Raw genomic sequence first — 17,085 nt, 5'->3', positions numbered from 1 at the left:
CATTCTCCTATCTTCTTAAAACATAAGCCCATTGTCCAGGACTTCTTCCACCTCTATGATTTATTACATTATGAATACCAAATGGAACCAATTCCATTCTACCTGCTATATCTGAATGATTCCAAGTAGTTCCTCGAGGACGCCCATCCACTAATCTATTGTCTAACCAATCAAATTGACGTCTATCTGATGCTTTCCACAACTCTTCTGGTAACATATCTTCTTTAATTATTAAACCAGCTTTTTCAAAGTCTGGATACTTCGTACCTGCTTTAAACTCTACAATTGGTAATAAACCGTCATCAAATGCCTTTGTTCTAATTGCCTTTCTTTGTCTTGCAGTTAGTTCTGATCCACCTATCATATCTCGTTCCCAACGCCATATTTCATTAGAATCAACAACATCAGCATATAATCTTGCATAATCATCAAGCACATCATCAAATTTTTTAGTACCATTTAGAAATTCATTAAGATTTTTTTCTATAATATGCTTTCTCTGTTTTCTTAAACTATTTATAACATCCTCAGAAGCCCCTTCTTTAATCAATTTAGCTATATCATCATCCAGCTTTTTAAGCAACTCCGCACAAGCTGTATCGTTATGCACCAACAGCTCCAACTCAGAAACAAAAAAATTATGATTCCCCTCTAATTGTAAGTTATATACATCCCTGTCTAAATATATATCTTCCCGAACTGCTGCTATTTCAGTATCTCCCAGTTCCCTGGAAAATAATTTATCACCTTCCTTCAGTTTTCCAGCTTCCACCCATCCTATATCCTTCACATAAAAAGGATGCTCGACAGTTGTTTCAATTATAACATTATTTTCTATTTCTATTTTAATTATTTTACTGACTCTTTCATTAAAAGTCTCTGTTACTTCTTTCAAAATTACTTCTCTGTTAACTAAATCATAAGTGTAAACTTTCTCCCCAATTTTAATATTTTCTATTTTCTTAAGTCCATATTCAGTATTAACTAAAGTCCCGCCTACAAAACATCCAGATTCGATCAAATTACAAATTGCCATATTTATTTTTCTGTTAAGAGCTTTTGTAGAACTCACAAACCTTTTTTTCAAATTTAACCCGGCTTCCGTTATACTTTTCAAAGTATCGCCAAATCCCCGTACCACTTTATTTACTTTTCCAGATAAAGTATTTTGAAATAGTTTCACAGCTTTGCTGTCTACTATCGCATCTCCTATTTTAGAGCCCTTTTTCAGCATTTTTGATTCACCGGCAATTTTCATTGCTTTACCTGTTCCTTTTTTTATTCCGGCACCTAATACAGGAATAAAACCTACTGCTGAAAGGGCCATACCTAATTTATCTCCGTCGTTATAGGCATTCTTGAAATCATACGCATCTTCCATTGCTCCGTATGCAGGATGTATAACATCCAGTGCCATTGAGGACAGCACGCTACCTGTTACGCTCGAATACCCCTCCTCTCCTTCTTCATAAGCAAATATCCCCTCATTCTTTATATAGCTTTTCATATCTTTTGAATATGGATCTCCATGTGTGAACTGACCTGGTAATGAATAACTCCATATTTCTTCAAGAGTCCTAAGATTATCTTTTGAAAAATATTTTACATCTTTAACTGTTGCATTATAAATATTTTCATACCTTTTTTTTACCTGTACTGCTCCTTCTGTTGCTTGAAATACTCCATTTATTCCCATAAGAGCACTCATTAATCCGCTTGCTTCATCAGTAAATATCTCTAACTTGCTTCTCTTGTCTACTTCTGGTCCCGGTTCCTGTTTTACATCTTTAAATTCTATCTTTGTACCTCTCACATGCGGACACATAAAGTATGATTCCCCTGTCAGCAGCCGTGATCCGTTTACCTTTATATCTGTTCTGGCTTTTTGCCAGGAAACAGTTCCTGAAAGCAGACATTCACCTTTTTTATCACATTTTTTAAATGGATGAATATTCCTGCCAACCACGTCATCATCTTTGGTTAATACTCTTTTCCCCTGAAAAGTAGCTGTCTCATTTACAGTAGCTTCTACCGGCTGTATAAATTCTCCAAATGGACAATATATATAAGCCTGATGACATACAAATACTTCCTCAAATTTAATTTCTCCCATTTATACTCCTCAAATTCTGTCTATAAATATCTTTTCTTTTTTTTGATAATAACCTTTGATTCCTCCTTGTTTATACGATTCTACCCTGTCAATTTCCCGTTCTTTATAATAAATCCTGCTTTCAGAAGAAAGATTAAGCATCTCCGGTTTATATTCAAGTCCTAATTCCTTCATTTGTTCACTTAATGAATATGCGTAAACTTTCGACTGGTCAACACCACCTCTTATATATGTGCTGTTTTTATCTCTAAAAAATATTTTCTCTAGTTTTTCTATAATATTATAGTTGGGAAGAAATCCTTCCAGTGAAATATTATCGCTTTCATTGTTCCTGTAATTTCCGCCAATAAAAGGATAGAAATAACTTGTTCTTAATAACTCCCTTATTATATTTTCTTCATACTGGAATGATTGATAAGCCATATCAAAAAAGATTTCTTCCAGGTCTTTTTTATTTGCTTTTTTCATTTTATCAGCCATCTCAGTATAATATTTCTCTGTTTTTTCTCTCACTTCTTTGTAATTTACCACTCCTTGTATTCTTTGATTTCTGTCTAAAACCATCTTTATCTCTCTAACAGCATTAAAAGGATTCATATATTGAATAAAAAAACTTTTATTATATATTTTTGTATCTAAAATATGAAAGATCATGACATCTTTTTCTATTCTTGTAGTCAATGTCATTTTTAATAATGTAATATCAACTGGTTCTTCCTTTTCCACTATACTGACTGCTTCTATCTGATATTTCATTTTCCACCTACCCGTTTAATTTTATATCATCAGCAGTTATAACAGCAACTGAACCACTGCCATATGTTGCAGTATCCGAACCTGAAGACATGATAACTTTAGATGTATGAGCTATATTATCTGTAGCATTAACAAATATACTTGCTTCCGACCCCACTAACATCAGTCCTTTAGAATTTACAGTAATTGTTCCGGCCGATCCGCCTACAGTTAACATATTTTTCCCGTCTATATTCATCACATTATCAGAAGATATCCCCATTACACTCTTAGCTGATATTCCCATCGTATCCTGTGAATTAATACTAACACTGCTTTTAGCACTCAAACTTATAAAACTCGTCACATCCACCACAAACTTCGAGCTATCCAGCTGAAAATGTGCTGCCGGTCTTCCACCGCTCTTATGAGCAGCCTTATTCCCGCTGCTGTCTCCCTTTCTTCCATAAGTCCCCGATGAAGAATTCTTTATACCCATTTCATTATATGGCGCTGCATTTTCCGGAGAAATAACAGAAGGATCCGGCGGCAATGTAAAGTTTCTTACTGTAGGATCACTAAACCTTCCATTCCCGGGATTATTTACAGCTCCCTGCACATATGATAATGACTCGTTAAAATCATCTATTACAAGCACTACCTGGTCATTTGCCTCAGGACTCGGCCAAAACCCGGTATTTGTCTGGCTCATTGGTGTCATATAAGGAAATTTAAACGAACCAGCATATTTATCAGGATATGCTACAGACTCTCTGTCTGTTAATTTTGCCAAACCACTTGTTAAATCCAGAGTCATCACAGCAATTCCTTCCTCAGAAGTCACTTCCATTATCTTTCCTTCTATTACTCTTCCCAGCATATTTCTGTTTTTTACCAGTGGAAAGTCATATCTTAGCTGCTTTTCATTCAAGTCAAGCAGCACCATCTCGCATTGGATTATGTTATTTTCTATCCATATGTCAGAGCTGTATACGACCCTTACTACCTCACTTTCTCCGTCTATAATATTAACTTTTTCCACGACATTAAATGGATTTGTTCCTTTTATTTTATATAATAAATTTTTATTTTTCCTTATTGCTGTATAAAACTCAGTTTCTATTGGAAGATCATACACAGTGAGTTCCAAAAGACCGCATACCAGACTCCCCAGATGACATGATACACTGTAGTTCATTATGTTAAGCATTCTGTTAATAAACTGAAAGTCTGTTTCTTCTATCTGAAGCATCATATACGGGATCTTTTTCCCTACTAAACTATCATCTATATGTATTGTAATTTCCGGATATTCAGCACCTATTTCTTTTATTACCTCATCTACTGTTAAATCCGTATTTTGAAAAGATCTAAATTTAGGAACCCGATCCATCAATATTGACTTTGAATACGCCAGTATTCTTCCAGAAGAATGTTCTCCCTTACTTTCTGTTATTTCAATATCTTCAATTATTCCGTCAAATACAGCTTTAAAATCCTCTTCTCCTGTATCTTTTATTCTGTTCAAATCAATTTTTACCGTATTCATAAGGCTGTAAACATATCCTTTATACTTATCCGTATCTTTTGTTGAAAAAGTAAAATCCATATAGAGTACACTATGTTCATTCATTACTTCCGATATTTTGAATTTTACGTCTTTAAAATCCAGTTTTTCATCATTGACAAGTATATCCGCATTTTTTGAATGAAATTCTACAAAATCATGAATCCCCATAATGTTTCCCAGACCTGCTGCACTTAGCAAACCACTTCCTGCTCCCGCTGCCATTCCTTTTACAAAATTATTCTTTGACAATACCTCTGAAAAAGCTCCGCTTATCATATCACTTGTTCCTAATGATGTTTTTTCACTATTTCCAGATACTTGACCATTTACTTCTTCCAATCTTCTTTTGATTTCTTCTGAATTTTCTGAAAAAGCTTTATTCCTTGTATCTAAGGTACTCCCTAAACTCTTATTCCCCTCATATAATTCCCTTTGTTCTTTTTTATCTTTCTCAATCAAATCCATCATCAATTTCTTTTTTTCAGACATCATATCCTCCCATTTTATTTTTTCACTTTTTTGGTTTCTCCTTTATAGCTGCATTCATACCATACATCACTTGTATTTTCTAAGGGGAAGCCTAATAATTCCCCAATTTTATAAAATTGTTTGTTGATCATAAAACCACTTGGGATTCTTGCAGTGTAACCTACATTTATTATTGCACTGTCATGATCTTTAGTTATATTAGCTCCTACATCTGCTACTTTAGACGGTTCTACAATCAGTTTATCAATTAGTTCAGCTAATTTTTCTGTATATTTATTTGAATCAACTTTTATTCCCTTTATCTGAGCTTCTGCAAGCACGTGCACGTAGGCATCAATATGAAATAATATTTCCTGTGCCATAAAATGTAATGTTTTTATATATTTAATTTTATTCTTTGTTCCTTTTCTTTCATTTTCATAAATATTTTTTAAATGATTTGAAATATCCCTAAGTACTGCTATATCTTTTTGATAACATAAGATCAGCATATCTTTACTGGCTACTTTAATTCCAAGACTGCTTGTTTTATTATTCGTATGTATATTTAAATAATAAGCTGTGCTGTCAACTGTATATTTTACTCTCACACCTGCCTCCTTTTAATATTCAGACACTACCCCTTTTAATATTTTCACAGCCAGTGAAAATATATTTAATAATGGTGAAGAACCTGCTATATATGGTTCTGTTCTTTTATAACGTACTTTTATATTATCATTCTGAAAATCATAAATATTTATTGCTCTTCTGTCATCCCTGTCCGTCACTATATATATTCTTACCAGATCATTTTCCAGTCCGCTTAATTTTATATATTTTTGTATTTTATACGCCAAAGAATCCAAAGAAGTATCATCCACTAATGTCTTCAACGAAATATCTATTATTAAATCCGATGGTTCCAGAGATTCTTTAAAATTATAGTGATAGTAAACATTATCCTCATATGACAAGCTGCTTTTTTCATAATCTTCTATAATATCAGCTGATTTTATTCCCGGCATTTTTCCAATTATTTCCAACATTTCCTGTTTATCTTTTAAACTTGTAATCCGTGTACTATAGACTATTTTCTTAGGTTCCTGATAATAATTATTCAAAAATCTTAAAAATAATATCCCTGCAATAAAACAGAAACAAAGATATAAAGTTGTTTTGACCTTTTTACTTTCTTTCATTTTCACAAATATAAACATTATTATTTCAACAATTGACAGCAGAATAAAAATATAATAAACCATTTTATTAAAATCCTTATTCATGTCACTGTAACCGGAATAATAAATATAAAATATTGAAAAGCTTAAAATCGTAACTATCAGATACACATTATATTTTTTACTTTTAAATAACAAAATCAATGCTAATATAAAACAAAACAGCATGTTTATAAGAAGCAGTACTCCTGTTGTTTTATTGGAATAACTGTTTGATAAAAGCAATATATTTCTCCCAAGTAAAAATAAATAGAAAAAATACAGAAATTTATTCATTTACACTCACCTACCTTATTTCTATTTTTCTTGAACTGTATCTTTTTTGTCTCAACACCAGATTAAAAAATCCTTCTCCGCGTCCTACTCCTAAATTTTCATCATAATCTATTGCAAACATGTCTGGCAATACATATGTTTTTGATACTCCCTCATTTATCATTATCTCCACTACTACATCCCTGTAGTCTGTTTTTTCTCCATATGCTAAGGCCCAATTTGCCAGTTCTATAGTATTCTCAAAATTCATACTGTACAGGTTATTTAACCCAAACTTATTCCCGCCGAATTTCCCGATCATTCCAGTTAATGTTGAACTCAAACCAGAAGTAAAAGTATTTCCTAAAATCTGCATTCCTTTATTTAATCCATCTGTTAAACCACTTAATTTATCATCCATAAAACCCGTTAATAATGAATTCATACTTAACGGAGAATCAAAGCTGGTACTTCCTTCTTCTATTTGTGAAAATAACTTTCCAGCTATTCTTACAGTGACATTTGATTCTGTATTGGCTGTGGAACTAACTGAAAAATCCGATGCACTAAATGACACATCTGTTATTTCATCAGGGGTCAATATTAACCCGCTTTGCCCCCCGCCAAGAAGTCCTGTTAAAGACCCTAAGCCCGGCAGACCGGAACTTCCAAACCCGCTGTTACTAGATGAATTGCTTGCTACCAAACCACTTGTAGTATTCCCAAAGTATCCTGTTGGTGCTCCAAATGTTCCTTTTCCTTCTGAAAGTGCTCCTCCAATACTGCTGCCTCCTGCTCCTGTCCCAGGCATATCACTTCTTGGCATTATACTTACTCTAAATTTCATATTTTCCTTGTATGATAAATGTATAATGATTATACATTCCTATCATACACTCCTTTCTTTTAAATTTATTGTATAATTGTTACTAGAAACTGTGGACTTTTTATGTTCCCTTAAATATCCATTATCGGATAATTTTTACTAAGAGAGTAAAGCCACCTCTTTATTTTTAATTCTTATAGTTGGATAAGCGTTTCAGCTTTCATGTCTAGCAAGTCTGTTTTAATAAAGTTTTGTGGAATATCACAGTTTCATATTTCTAATTAGGATGTGATTTTATGTTGATATGTGGTATTGATATTTCTAAATTTTTTCATGTTGCTTCTCTTATTGATTCTGGTCAGCTTATCTTTGATAATTTGAAATTCAATAATGATTTACACGGTTTTTCTACTTTTCTCAATAAAATTTCCATTATTGATGATATCCTCCTTGTTATTAAATCTACTGGGAATTACGCTGATAACTTTATTGCTTTTTTCTTTGATAAATGCTGTTATTAATACTATTGCTACTTCTCACATCCGTAAAGCTTCTATCAGAGATATTAAAAATGATCATTTTGATTCTCTTTTATTATTAATCCTGTTAAATTTATTGATAAAATTGATATTGACTCCCTTAATCTCAAAAAGCTAACCAGATTCAGAGATAATTTTGTTAAAAATCGTACTAGACTTAAAATTAAACTTGTCTGTGCTGTTGATATTATTTTCCCTGAATTACACTCTATTTTTAAAAGCGGTATTCATTTCAAAGCATGTTATCAAATTCTTAAAAGATATCCCGACAAGAAGAAGATCGCTGCCTTAAATATTAATTCTCTTACTAAAACTCTTAGTAAGTTTACAAAAGGTCATTTTAAAGAAAAACATGCCTCTTTGTTAAAAAGTCTTGCTTCTGATTCCGTCGGAATATTCGATTTTCCATTATCTATACATATCCCTCAACTGATCCAATCAATTAAGATGTTAGACAAACAAATTGAGGATATCGAAAAAAACATTGATGACATTATTCAAAATACCGACTCTGTTATTACTTCTGTTCCTGGTATTAGTTCCATAGCTACTACTTCTATTTTAGGTGAAATTGGAAATATCAAAAGATTCAAATCACCTTCCAAACTCCTTGCTTTTGCCGGACTCGATCCTAAAATCAGACAATCAGGCACTTTTAATGCCAGATCAGCCAGAATGTCAAAAGAGGGTCTAAATACTTAAGGTATACTCTTGTATTTACTTCATGGAATCTTGTTAGATACAATCACGTTTTTAAAACTTATTATGAATACAAAAGAAGCCAGGATAAAACTCATTAACCAGTCTCTCGAACATGTTGCACATAAATTAGTCAGAGTTTTATTTAAGCTATTATCTACCAATACTCCATTTGATGTGCAGTTTTTAATTTAAATCTTTTTTCAAAAAGTTTTATACTCTTAATTTTGTTATGTTCTCATTTCTAGCTTTTATATTTCTTCTTTTTTTCCTTGACATTTCATAGCTGGTCTCCTATTTTTATTATTCAAATATTATTGGTGTAAACCGCTCTCTCACTAAATTTACTGGAATTCCTCCTGTAGGATATCCACTTGTTGCATAACTTCCTATTTTTATCACTACTATCTCTACATTTAATTTATTTGAATAAAACCTCCCATCATCTCCAATAACTCCGCCTTCCACACTTTTACCTGCTGCTACTGTCACTCCGTTATTTTTTAAACTATAAAATATTACTTCTTTCCACAAAAAATATTCTATTTAATTATTCACTTACTTAAATGAATTAGACTTTTCTCTAATTTTATTATAGATACTCCATGTACACTTCACCATTATTTTTTCTAGCCTCTTCTAAAAATTTTAATATTTTTTCTAAAATATGTGGAAGTTTCAATAAAATTCCTTCACTCGGTTTCTCATTTTCACTAAAATTATTTTCACTATAATTATTAAATTGTTCAATAGCTTGCTTAATATCAGGTATTTCCCATGGTTCGTCACTCTCATACCATCCTTCATGCTTATTATGTTCATATAATAATCCTATCAGTTTTTTTTCTTTTGTTATCATTCCATTTAATAAAAAATAAAAATAACCATGCCATATTTTCATTCTACTTATTTCTGCTTTATTTTTTTCATATATAAAATCTATTTCTTCTTCACCTTCAAATTTTATATAATATTCATCATCTATAAGTTTCATTAATAATCACTCCAATGCCCTTTATCTAATATTTCTATTTGTCTTAAAGTTGATGTACCATCACTTCGTGCTCCTATTGCGTTATACCACTCCCCCCTGTCACCCAAGTGTTATCTTCCAGTAAATAATGAGTTACTCCTTTTGTATTTCCTCCAGTTCCCGGCGTTATCCTTTCTACAACCCAAGTATTCCCCTGATCCACTGGTGCACCATGTGTTCTTGTATGCCACCTTATCTCATACTTATAATTAGCATCTCTCCACTTATACACTATCTGTTCATAACCCGCTGGTTTACTTTAAACCTTAATTTTAGCATTTTCTGGTATCTTAACTGGTAATCTCTTAGAAAAACTCACATGCCAATAATCTCTGATCCTGAACCGATAATACTGACTCTGACTCCAATTTCTATAGTATATTGCAACCATTTTTTTAATACAATCTGTGGATGGCATTGAAATTATACTTTTTCATTTACTGAATTTTTGGAAATCCACATAACTTTTTGTCCGCCTTCTTATCTAATTTCTATTTTTTCTTAAGTTAAATACTAGCACTTTATAAGTCAATAATTTTCCTTATTTACTATTTAACTTTTCAAAAAATTGCTCGTATATTGTTTTATATATATTATTTTTTCTATTTATACTATTCTCTTGCTTCCCTCTCCCACCAGTAATTAACACCATAAATTTATCATCATTTAAAAATTTTAACTTTGTCTCAGGTTTTACAAATTCTATTAAGAATTCCATACAAGCTTCAAATATCATTGAATTTTTTGTGGTTTTTATCATGTATAATAAAAATTCTAATTCATTTTCATTATTCTCGTTTTCCATACAATAAATCACTTTTTCTTGATAATCTAATGACTTAGTAAATATTTCTTTTGTTAATTTATTCCAATCATCTTGCGTAAATTTTGAAAGTATTTCAATTGCTTTATCACATCCATACTCATACCAATATTCATCAAACCAATATTTTTCACCTATTGTTTGGCTTTCATTTTCTAAACTTATAAATTCTTTTATGTAACCTTTCATTAAATATAAATCAAACTTTTCATACATTGTAAAAGACATATTAGCCTCCTATTTTTATCACTACTATCTCTACATTATTTACGCGTCCTAAATGAATAGTTGCCTTGTCTTCCATTCTGATTCCTATTGCTGGGGTATCACCTATCTGTTTTACAGAATTAATTATATCTGCATCACTCCAAGTTTCAGGAAAAAGAGTTGATGTTTTTATTTTCGAAGCTGTAGCATCAGAATTTATTTTTACAGTTTCTTCTAACAAATACTCAGTAGTTACACCATTAATTTCAGATGAATGTCCCCCCATAATTCTTTTTTTTGAATTAAGCTCCCCTCTTAAAATCTTATTCTCAGCCTTTTCCGAAATAAATGTTTTATACTCTAATCTCTTAAATTCATCACTTAATTTATTTGAATAAAACCTCCCATCATCTCCAATAACCCCGCCTTCCACACTTTTACCTGCCGCTACTGTCGCTCCGTTATTTCTCAAACCATAAAGTATCATCTCCTCTTCTGACAAACCTCTTGAATAATAAGCCTTCAATTCTGTAAACTTACTCTTCACAGACGGTCCTGCCTGATATTTCTTACTAATATCATTTGTAGCGCCAAAAGAGCTGATTTTCATATATGCAGCTCTTTCCAAAATCTTTATATTATCAACATATTTTTAATTCTAGACTTATAAAAACTTATCATTTTTTCTATATCTTTTCTATCTTTTTCATTAAAATATTTAAAATCTTTAACTTTGAAATTTTCTATAATTTCATTTAATTCATTATAATGATACATATATATTTCTTTATATTTTTCTATACAATTAAATAATTCTAAATATATAACTATTTTTTCTATTTTTTTTTCTTCACTACTAAAGCTAAATTCATTTAAACATATCCCAATTAAGGAAGCTTTTGTATAACCACCCAATTCTTCTGTGAGTTTTTCAAAATATTCAAAACACTCTTTAGTCTCTTCTTTAAGTTCAGTAACATTTCTCATCATTTCACCTCATATAATATATTAGGATCTACAATCATTTTCTTAACTTTATTTAATCCTTTCTCTATTAAGTACTTAAATATTTCATCATTTTTTTGACAGTATTCTTTCTATAAATAACAATATGCTTAATCCTTTTAAATTCTGATATTTATCTACTATCAAAATAATTAAAATCATTTTTTTAAAATTTCTCCAATTTAAATACATCTATATTCCATCAAAAATCCTTCCATTATTCAAGAACTCTCAATTTATTAAATTTTAATTCTAATTCATTGTTTTCTTTTACAGAATATATCCTATATTCTCCATTTTCTGTTACTTCTGTTATATCCATATCTTTTACCCTATCTCTGTATTTTTTCAACATACTTTTTATCTCTTCATTTTCAAAATCACTAAAATATTTATTATCAATAGTTTCATATTTTTTAATAATTTTTTCTAATTCATCATAATGATATTTCAAAAACTCTCCTGTATGTTCTGTACACATAAATAATTCCAAATATACCACTATTTCTCCTCTTTTCTCCTCCTCAGTTCTAAAACTAAACTCATTTAAACAAGCAGATACAAGTGATACCTCACTCATTAAATTTAAATTATTAAAATAATTAAAATCACTTCTTGTAAATTTCTTTAATTTAAATACATTCATAATTCAATCTCCTTTTTAGTCTTAGAGCAATAATTCCCCATTTGTATCAAATACATTTATTATTGTATTAAATCAATTTTTATCAAATGTCGATATATCTAAAGCACATCCTGCACATGGAATTCTTTCAGTAAAAATTAATATCTCTGCTCCATTTAAATCTGGATATTGAACTTATGTCAATAACTTGGACACATTTTTCTTGTCTGTTAAGATTTTTTTTCAAATATTCTCTTGAAGATAAATAACTTGATTTTTTTTGGATTCTCCTCGTATTACAGAACCCTTCTATATACACAAACAAATATTGCTTTAATTCTATGAAACTTTTTTCTCCTAATGCATAAATCAGTTCTTTTTTAATACTGAATAAAAACTTTCTATGCTCACATCATCGTATGGATTCCCTTTCGGGTGTATCCGCTTTTTTTCAAATTCTCATACTTTCTATTTAGACTAATTTAATCTATATAAAATTCTTCACTTACTTAAATGAGTCAGACTATTTTCTAACCTATTTTATAAATTAATAATTTGTACATTTTTTCGAATTTTATTAAAGATACTCCATATACACATCACCATTATTTTCTTTAACTTCTTTCAAAAATTTTATTATACTTTCCAGTACTTCCGGCAATAAATCCAAAAGAAGTTTACTCGGTCTTTCACTTTCACTAAAGTTATTTTCATCATATTTTTCAAATACTATTATCATTTCCTGAATATCTGGTATTCTCCAAGGTTCTTTATCCCATGTATCACTTATTAACAACATACATAGCATTCCCACAGGTTTTTCTCCATTTTTTATTAATCCATTCAATATGCTTAAAAAATATCCTTCCCAAATTTGTATTTTTTTTACTTTCCTTCCATTTTTTTGACATATAAAATCTATTTCTCCTTCTCCCTCATATTCTCTATAATATCTATCATCTATTATTAGCATCAATTATCACTCCAATGACCCATATCTAAAATTTCTATTTCTCTTAATGTTGGCACACCGTATTTTCTCACTCTTATCGCTTGTTGCCAGTCATCGCCTAATACACATGTATTATCATTCAATAAATAATGATCAACTGCAACTGTATTACCGCCAGTTCCTGGCGTTGTTCTTAGCACAACCCAAGTATTCCCCTGATCCACTGGTGCACCAGGCGTTCTTGTATGCCACCTTATCTCATACTTATAGTTCGTGTCTCTCCAATTATACGATATTTGTTCATAACCCGCTGGTTTACTCTGAACCTTAATTTTAGCATTTTCTGGTATCTTAACCGGTGATCTTTTAGAAAACTCACGTGCCAATAATCTTCGATCTTGAACTGATAATTCAGAAAATTTTCTTTTTCCTAAAATTCTTGAATAAGCATCTTGTGCCTTATTATATCCATATAAAAGCTCATCATCTAAAGTTGTATAAAACCTCCCGTCATCTCCAATAACCCCGCCTTCCACACTTTTACCTGCCGCTACTGTTGCTCCGTTATTTCTTAAACTATAAAATATTACTTCCCCCTACAAAAAACCTTCTATTTAATTATTCACTTACTTAAATGAATTAGATTTTTCTCTAACCCATTTTATAAATTAATAATTTATATTTTTTATAATTTTATTAAAGATATTCTATATAAACTTCTCCACAATTTTTTTTAGCTTTTTCTAAAAATTGTATTATACTTTCTAATACTTTCAGAAGAGAGCTCAAGAGAAGCTTCCCCGGCCTTTCCTCCTCACTAAAATTACTTTCACTATAATTACTAAATTGAGTTATCGCTTGAGCAATATCTGGTATCTTCCATGGATTCTCATCTTCGTACCACCCTTCTCTTAAATTATACTCATGTAATATCCCTATAGGTTCCGTCCCTAATTGTAACATACCTGTTAGTAATGCTGAAAAGTAACCATTCCAAATCTCTAATCTCTCTATCTCAACTCCATTTTTTTTATAAATTAAATCTATCTCTATTTCACCTTCAAATCCTTCATAATATTTATTATTTATTATTACCATTAATAATCCCTCCAATGTCCTCTATCTAATATTTCTATTTCTCTTAATGTTGGCATACCATATTTTCTAGCTGTTATTGCATCAGACCATTCTTTTCCTGTTACCCATGTTCTATCATTTAATAAATAATTATCAACTGCTTTTGTAGTCCCACCAGTTCCTGGTGTTGTCCTTAGCACAACCCAAGTATTCCCCTGATCTACTGGTGCACCAGGCGTTCTTGTATGCCACCTTATCTCATACTTATAATTAGCATCTCTCCACTTATACACTATCTGTTCATAACCCGCTGGTTTACTTTGAACCTTAATTTTAGCATTTTCTGGTATCTTAACCGGTGATCTCTTAGAAAACTCACGTGCCAATAATCTCTGATCCTGAACCGATAATTCAGAAAATTTTCTTTTTCCTAAAATTCTTGAATAAGCATCTTGTGCCTCATTATATCCATATAAAAGCTCATCATCTAAAGCTGTATAAAACCTCCCGTCATCTCCACTAACCCCACCCTTCACACTTTTACTTGCCGCTACTGTCGCTCCGTTATTTCTTAAACTATGAAGTATTACTTATCCTTACAAAAAATCTTCTATTTAATTATCCTCTTACTTAAATTGGTCAGAGAATGCTCTAACCCATTTTACAAATTAATCGCCTATATATTTTTTGTAATTTTATTAGAGATATTCTATGTACACTTTACCATTATTTTCTTTAGCTTCTTCTAAGAATTCTAATATTCTTTCTAAAACTTTCGGAATCTCTGGCCAAATTTCAGACATTTCTCTTTTATTTTCTGTTAACTTTTTTTCTTTGTAATTTTTAAATTGAGTTATTGCTTGATTTACATCCATTATTTCCCATGGCTCCTCATCTTCATACCATCCTGCATGTATACTATGTTCATATAATAAACCCTCAATTTCCATTTCATTTTGTATCATCTTATTTAATAATTTTGAAAAATATCCATACCAAATCTCTAATCGTTTTATTTCTTTACCCTCTTTTTTATATATCAAATCTATTTCTCCCTCGCCCTCAAAACCTTCATAAAACTCACTATCTCTTATTCGATCCATTAATTATCACTCCAATGACCCATATCTAAAATTTCTATTTCTCTTAATGTTGGCACACCGTATTTTCTCACTCTTATCGCTTGTTGCCAGTCATCACCTAATACTCATGTATTATCATTCAATAAATAATGATCAACTGCAACTGTATTACCGCCAGTTCCTGGCGTTGTCCTTAGCACAACCCAAGTATTTCCCTGTCCCTCTGGTGCACCAGGCGTTCTTGTATGCCACCTTATCTCATACTTATAATTAGCATCTCTCCACTTATACACTATCTGTTCATAACCCGCTGGTTTACTTTGAACCTTAATTTTAGCATTTTCTGGTATCTTAACCGATGATCTCTTAGAAAACTCACGTGCCAATAATCTCTGATCCTGAACCGATAATTCAGAAAATTTTCTTTTTCCTAAAATTCTTGAATAAGCATCTTGTACCTCATTATATCCATATAAAAGCTCATCATCTAAAGCTGTATAAAACCTCCCGCCATCTCCAATAACCCCGCCTTCCACACTTTTACCTGCCGCTACTGTTGCTCCGTTATTTCTTAACCATAAAATATTATTTCTCCCCACAAAAATCTTCTATTTAATAATTTTCCTTATTTATTATTTAACTTTTCAAAAAACTGCTCATATATTGTTTTATATATCTTATTTCTTCCATTTCCTTCTATCGTTTCTTTTCTTATCCCACCAGTAATTAATATAATCAATTGATCATCACTTAAAAATCTAAACTTTGTTTCAGGTGTCACAAATTCTATTAGAGAATCTAGACAATTTTCAAATACTATAGAATCTTTAGCATTTTTTGTCATGTATATTAAAAATTCTAATTCATTTTTATTATCAATATCATTCATACAATAAGCTATCTTCTCCTGATAATCCACTGATTTATTAAATATTTCTTTTATTAAATTATTCCAATCTTCTTGTGTAAATTTTGAAAGTATTTCACTTACTTTACCACTCCCCTCTTCATACCAATATTCTTCATACCAGTATTCTGAATTTTTCAAATATGAATTAAGTTCTTCATACAATGATATCGCCATATAAGCCTCCTTATTATTCAAATATTATTGGTATAAAATCATTTTTTATTAAATCCATAGGATAACCTCCTGTTGGATATCCACTTGTTGTATAGCTCCCAATCTTCATTACTTCTATTTGTACTCCATTTACGGTTCCTCTATGAAGAGTTGTTTGATCTCTCATTCTTACCCCTATTGCTTCTGTATCTCCTATCTGGTTTATTGAATTTATTATATCTGTATCACTCCAAGTTTCCGGAAAAATTGTTGATTTTTTTAATTTTGAACTTGTTCCATGTAGTATAAAAAAACTTAAATATCCCAGCATAATTATCTTTATATGCCAGTGATTTCCTATCTGTAAGCCTTGCCAGACCATCTGTAAAATCCAGTGTAACTGTAGCTATCTCATTTTCTCCGCCTAATTCCACTACCTTAGCTTCCACTGCAAAACCGCTCATTTTCTCATTTATTATCAAAGGAAAATCATGTCTGAGCTGTTTGTCATTTATATCTACAAGTACCATTTCACACTGTACTGTCTTATTTTTTATCCACATAAAGGCCACACACTACAGAATCTAAGTGTGTTGTCAGTCCGTAATTCATTATATTCAGCATTCTGTTCAAAAATTCAAAATCTGTTTCTCCAAACTGAAATAAAATGTGCGGTATTGGCTTTCCCACAAGGCTGTCATCTATATGAAATACAATATCAGGATATTCTGATTTTCAATATTGTACTAAATTATTTTTTACTTTGTCTGTA

General features: G+C 31.0%; 23 protein-coding genes and 1 pseudogene. 1 reads left to right on the top strand and 23 read right to left on the bottom strand.

Annotation, left to right across the window (positions count from 1 at the left end; all coding sequences use genetic code 11):
- Nucleotides 1–7: 7 nt before the first annotated feature.
- Genes STERM_RS21515 through STERM_RS02160 form a run of 6 tightly spaced genes read right to left on the bottom strand, consistent with a single transcriptional unit; the run spans nt 8 to nt 7,229 of the window.
- On the bottom strand, nt 8–2,113 hold the full coding sequence (locus STERM_RS21515) for a polymorphic toxin-type HINT domain-containing protein (RefSeq protein WP_012859918.1): 2,106 nt from the start codon (nt 2,111–2,113) through the stop codon (nt 8–10).
- 9 nt (nt 2,114–2,122) lie between these two features.
- Nucleotides 2,123–2,869 carry a hypothetical protein gene (locus tag STERM_RS02180; protein WP_012859917.1) on the bottom strand — a complete coding sequence of 249 codons (747 nt, stop codon included), beginning with the start codon at nt 2,867–2,869 and terminating at the stop codon, nt 2,123–2,125.
- Between the two features lie 7 nt (nt 2,870–2,876).
- Complete coding sequence (locus STERM_RS02175; RefSeq protein ID WP_012859916.1) at nt 2,877–4,907, bottom strand: contractile injection system protein, VgrG/Pvc8 family; 2,031 nt, start codon at nt 4,905–4,907, stop codon at nt 2,877–2,879.
- A gap of 14 nt (nt 4,908–4,921) precedes the next feature.
- Nucleotides 4,922–5,497, bottom strand: coding sequence for a hypothetical protein (locus tag STERM_RS02170; protein ID WP_012859915.1), 576 nt, complete (start codon nt 5,495–5,497; stop codon nt 4,922–4,924).
- 12 nt (nt 5,498–5,509) lie between these two features.
- Nucleotides 5,510–6,403: an MFS transporter gene (locus STERM_RS02165; protein ID WP_012859914.1), complete on the bottom strand. Its 894-nt coding sequence runs from the start codon at nt 6,401–6,403 to the stop codon at nt 5,510–5,512.
- A gap of 10 nt (nt 6,404–6,413) precedes the next feature.
- A complete protein-coding gene (locus tag STERM_RS02160) occupies nt 6,414–7,229 on the bottom strand; it encodes a hypothetical protein (protein ID WP_012859913.1) in 816 nt (271 codons plus the stop codon).
- 275 nt (nt 7,230–7,504) lie between these two features.
- On the opposite strand from STERM_RS02160, the pseudogene STERM_RS02155 reads away from it, so the two are divergent.
- Nucleotides 7,505–8,641 (top strand): annotated as a pseudogene (locus STERM_RS02155) (IS110 family RNA-guided transposase).
- 108 nt (nt 8,642–8,749) lie between these two features.
- Here the strand turns inward: STERM_RS02155 and STERM_RS02150 are convergent.
- The 17 genes from STERM_RS02150 to STERM_RS21995 form a co-directional block, all read right to left on the bottom strand.
- Complete coding sequence (locus tag STERM_RS02150; protein WP_041309763.1) at nt 8,750–8,980, bottom strand: hypothetical protein; 231 nt, start codon at nt 8,978–8,980, stop codon at nt 8,750–8,752.
- 58 nt (nt 8,981–9,038) lie between these two features.
- Complete coding sequence (locus STERM_RS02145; RefSeq protein WP_012859911.1) at nt 9,039–9,440, bottom strand: hypothetical protein; 402 nt, start codon at nt 9,438–9,440, stop codon at nt 9,039–9,041.
- A gap of 73 nt (nt 9,441–9,513) precedes the next feature.
- A complete protein-coding gene (locus STERM_RS22460) occupies nt 9,514–9,711 on the bottom strand; it encodes a hypothetical protein (RefSeq protein ID WP_041309761.1) in 198 nt (65 codons plus the stop codon).
- Between the two features lie 309 nt (nt 9,712–10,020).
- Complete coding sequence (locus tag STERM_RS02135; protein WP_012859910.1) at nt 10,021–10,530, bottom strand: hypothetical protein; 510 nt, start codon at nt 10,528–10,530, stop codon at nt 10,021–10,023.
- A gap of 1 nt (nt 10,531) precedes the next feature.
- The gene (locus STERM_RS21010; protein ID WP_012859909.1) at nt 10,532–11,119 is read right to left on the bottom strand and encodes an EndoU domain-containing protein; all 588 of its coding nucleotides are present in this window, start codon (nt 11,117–11,119) and stop codon (nt 10,532–10,534) included.
- Between the two features lie 23 nt (nt 11,120–11,142).
- Nucleotides 11,143–11,499 carry a hypothetical protein gene (locus STERM_RS02125; protein WP_169305381.1) on the bottom strand — a complete coding sequence of 119 codons (357 nt, stop codon included), beginning with the start codon at nt 11,497–11,499 and terminating at the stop codon, nt 11,143–11,145.
- Nucleotides 11,500–11,731: 232 nt separating this feature from the next.
- Nucleotides 11,732–12,160: a hypothetical protein gene (locus tag STERM_RS02120; RefSeq protein WP_012859906.1), complete on the bottom strand. Its 429-nt coding sequence runs from the start codon at nt 12,158–12,160 to the stop codon at nt 11,732–11,734.
- Nucleotides 12,161–12,716: 556 nt separating this feature from the next.
- A complete protein-coding gene (locus STERM_RS02115; RefSeq protein ID WP_012859905.1) occupies nt 12,717–13,112 on the bottom strand; it encodes a hypothetical protein in 396 nt (131 codons plus the stop codon).
- Entirely contained in the window at nt 13,112–13,627 is a 516-nt protein-coding gene (locus STERM_RS02110) for a hypothetical protein (RefSeq protein WP_012859904.1), read from the bottom strand. The genes STERM_RS02115 and STERM_RS02110 overlap by 1 nt, the downstream gene beginning before the upstream one ends.
- 160 nt (nt 13,628–13,787) lie before the next feature.
- Complete coding sequence (locus tag STERM_RS02105) at nt 13,788–14,189, bottom strand: hypothetical protein (RefSeq protein ID WP_012859903.1); 402 nt, start codon at nt 14,187–14,189, stop codon at nt 13,788–13,790.
- On the bottom strand, nt 14,189–14,704 hold the full coding sequence (locus STERM_RS02100; protein ID WP_012859902.1) for a hypothetical protein: 516 nt from the start codon (nt 14,702–14,704) through the stop codon (nt 14,189–14,191). The genes STERM_RS02105 and STERM_RS02100 overlap by 1 nt, the downstream gene beginning before the upstream one ends.
- A gap of 162 nt (nt 14,705–14,866) precedes the next feature.
- Nucleotides 14,867–15,271, bottom strand: a complete 405-nt coding sequence (locus STERM_RS02095; protein ID WP_012859901.1) for a hypothetical protein — start codon at nt 15,269–15,271, stop codon at nt 14,867–14,869.
- Nucleotides 15,272–15,375: 104 nt separating this feature from the next.
- The gene (locus tag STERM_RS02090) at nt 15,376–15,849 is read right to left on the bottom strand and encodes a hypothetical protein (RefSeq protein WP_012859900.1); all 474 of its coding nucleotides are present in this window, start codon (nt 15,847–15,849) and stop codon (nt 15,376–15,378) included.
- A gap of 26 nt (nt 15,850–15,875) precedes the next feature.
- Nucleotides 15,876–16,334, bottom strand: a complete 459-nt coding sequence (locus STERM_RS21005; protein ID WP_012859899.1) for a hypothetical protein — start codon at nt 16,332–16,334, stop codon at nt 15,876–15,878.
- A 13-nt stretch (nt 16,335–16,347) separates the two neighbouring features.
- Nucleotides 16,348–16,644, bottom strand: coding sequence for an EndoU domain-containing protein (locus STERM_RS21505; RefSeq protein WP_244407263.1), 297 nt, complete (start codon nt 16,642–16,644; stop codon nt 16,348–16,350).
- Complete coding sequence (locus STERM_RS21000) at nt 16,559–16,876, bottom strand: hypothetical protein (protein ID WP_049768964.1); 318 nt, start codon at nt 16,874–16,876, stop codon at nt 16,559–16,561. Before STERM_RS21000 ends, STERM_RS21505 begins: the two co-directional genes overlap by 86 nt.
- A complete protein-coding gene (locus STERM_RS21995; RefSeq protein ID WP_169305380.1) occupies nt 16,860–17,003 on the bottom strand; it encodes a hypothetical protein in 144 nt (47 codons plus the stop codon). Before STERM_RS21995 ends, STERM_RS21000 begins: the two co-directional genes overlap by 17 nt.
- Between the last annotated feature and the right edge of the window lie 82 nt (nt 17,004–17,085).

It is taken from the genome of Sebaldella termitidis ATCC 33386 (assembly GCF_000024405.1).
Lineage (GTDB): Bacteria > Fusobacteriota > Fusobacteriia > Fusobacteriales > Leptotrichiaceae > Sebaldella > Sebaldella termitidis.
The sequence above is the reverse complement of the archived record's forward strand: the minus strand, read 5'-3'. Positions and strand labels throughout refer to the sequence as shown.

What these genes read in the sequence shown, in the direction of transcription:
- STERM_RS21515 (WP_012859918.1), bottom strand. Translation starts at nt 2,113, where the DNA reads ATGGGAGAAATTAAATTTGAGGAAGTATTTGTATGTCATCAGGCTTAT.
- STERM_RS02180 (WP_012859917.1), bottom strand. Translation starts at nt 2,869, where the DNA reads ATGAAATATCAGATAGAAGCAGTCAGTATAGTGGAAAAGGAAGAACCA.
- STERM_RS02175 (WP_012859916.1), bottom strand. Translation starts at nt 4,907, where the DNA reads ATGTCTGAAAAAAAGAAATTGATGATGGATTTGATTGAGAAAGATAAA.
- STERM_RS02165 (WP_012859914.1), bottom strand. Translation starts at nt 6,403, where the DNA reads ATGAATAAATTTCTGTATTTTTTCTATTTATTTTTACTTGGGAGAAAT.
- STERM_RS02160 (WP_012859913.1), bottom strand. Translation starts at nt 7,229, where the DNA reads ATGAAATTTAGAGTAAGTATAATGCCAAGAAGTGATATGCCTGGGACA.
- STERM_RS02145 (WP_012859911.1), bottom strand. Translation starts at nt 9,440, where the DNA reads ATGAAACTTATAGATGATGAATATTATATAAAATTTGAAGGTGAAGAA.
- STERM_RS02135 (WP_012859910.1), bottom strand. Translation starts at nt 10,530, where the DNA reads ATGTCTTTTACAATGTATGAAAAGTTTGATTTATATTTAATGAAAGGT.
- STERM_RS21010 (WP_012859909.1), bottom strand. Translation starts at nt 11,119, where the DNA reads ATGAAAATCAGCTCTTTTGGCGCTACAAATGATATTAGTAAGAAATAT.
- STERM_RS02125 (WP_169305381.1), bottom strand. Translation starts at nt 11,499, where the DNA reads ATGATGAGAAATGTTACTGAACTTAAAGAAGAGACTAAAGAGTGTTTT.
- STERM_RS02120 (WP_012859906.1), bottom strand. Translation starts at nt 12,160, where the DNA reads ATGAATGTATTTAAATTAAAGAAATTTACAAGAAGTGATTTTAATTAT.
- STERM_RS02115 (WP_012859905.1), bottom strand. Translation starts at nt 13,112, where the DNA reads ATGCTAATAATAGATGATAGATATTATAGAGAATATGAGGGAGAAGGA.
- STERM_RS02105 (WP_012859903.1), bottom strand. Translation starts at nt 14,189, where the DNA reads ATGGTAATAATAAATAATAAATATTATGAAGGATTTGAAGGTGAAATA.
- STERM_RS02095 (WP_012859901.1), bottom strand. Translation starts at nt 15,271, where the DNA reads ATGGATCGAATAAGAGATAGTGAGTTTTATGAAGGTTTTGAGGGCGAG.
- STERM_RS21005 (WP_012859899.1), bottom strand. Translation starts at nt 16,334, where the DNA reads ATGGCGATATCATTGTATGAAGAACTTAATTCATATTTGAAAAATTCA.
- STERM_RS21505 (WP_244407263.1), bottom strand. Translation starts at nt 16,644, where the DNA reads ATGCTGGGATATTTAAGTTTTTTTATACTACATGGAACAAGTTCAAAA.
- STERM_RS21000 (WP_049768964.1), bottom strand. Translation starts at nt 16,876, where the DNA reads ATGTGGATAAAAAATAAGACAGTACAGTGTGAAATGGTACTTGTAGAT.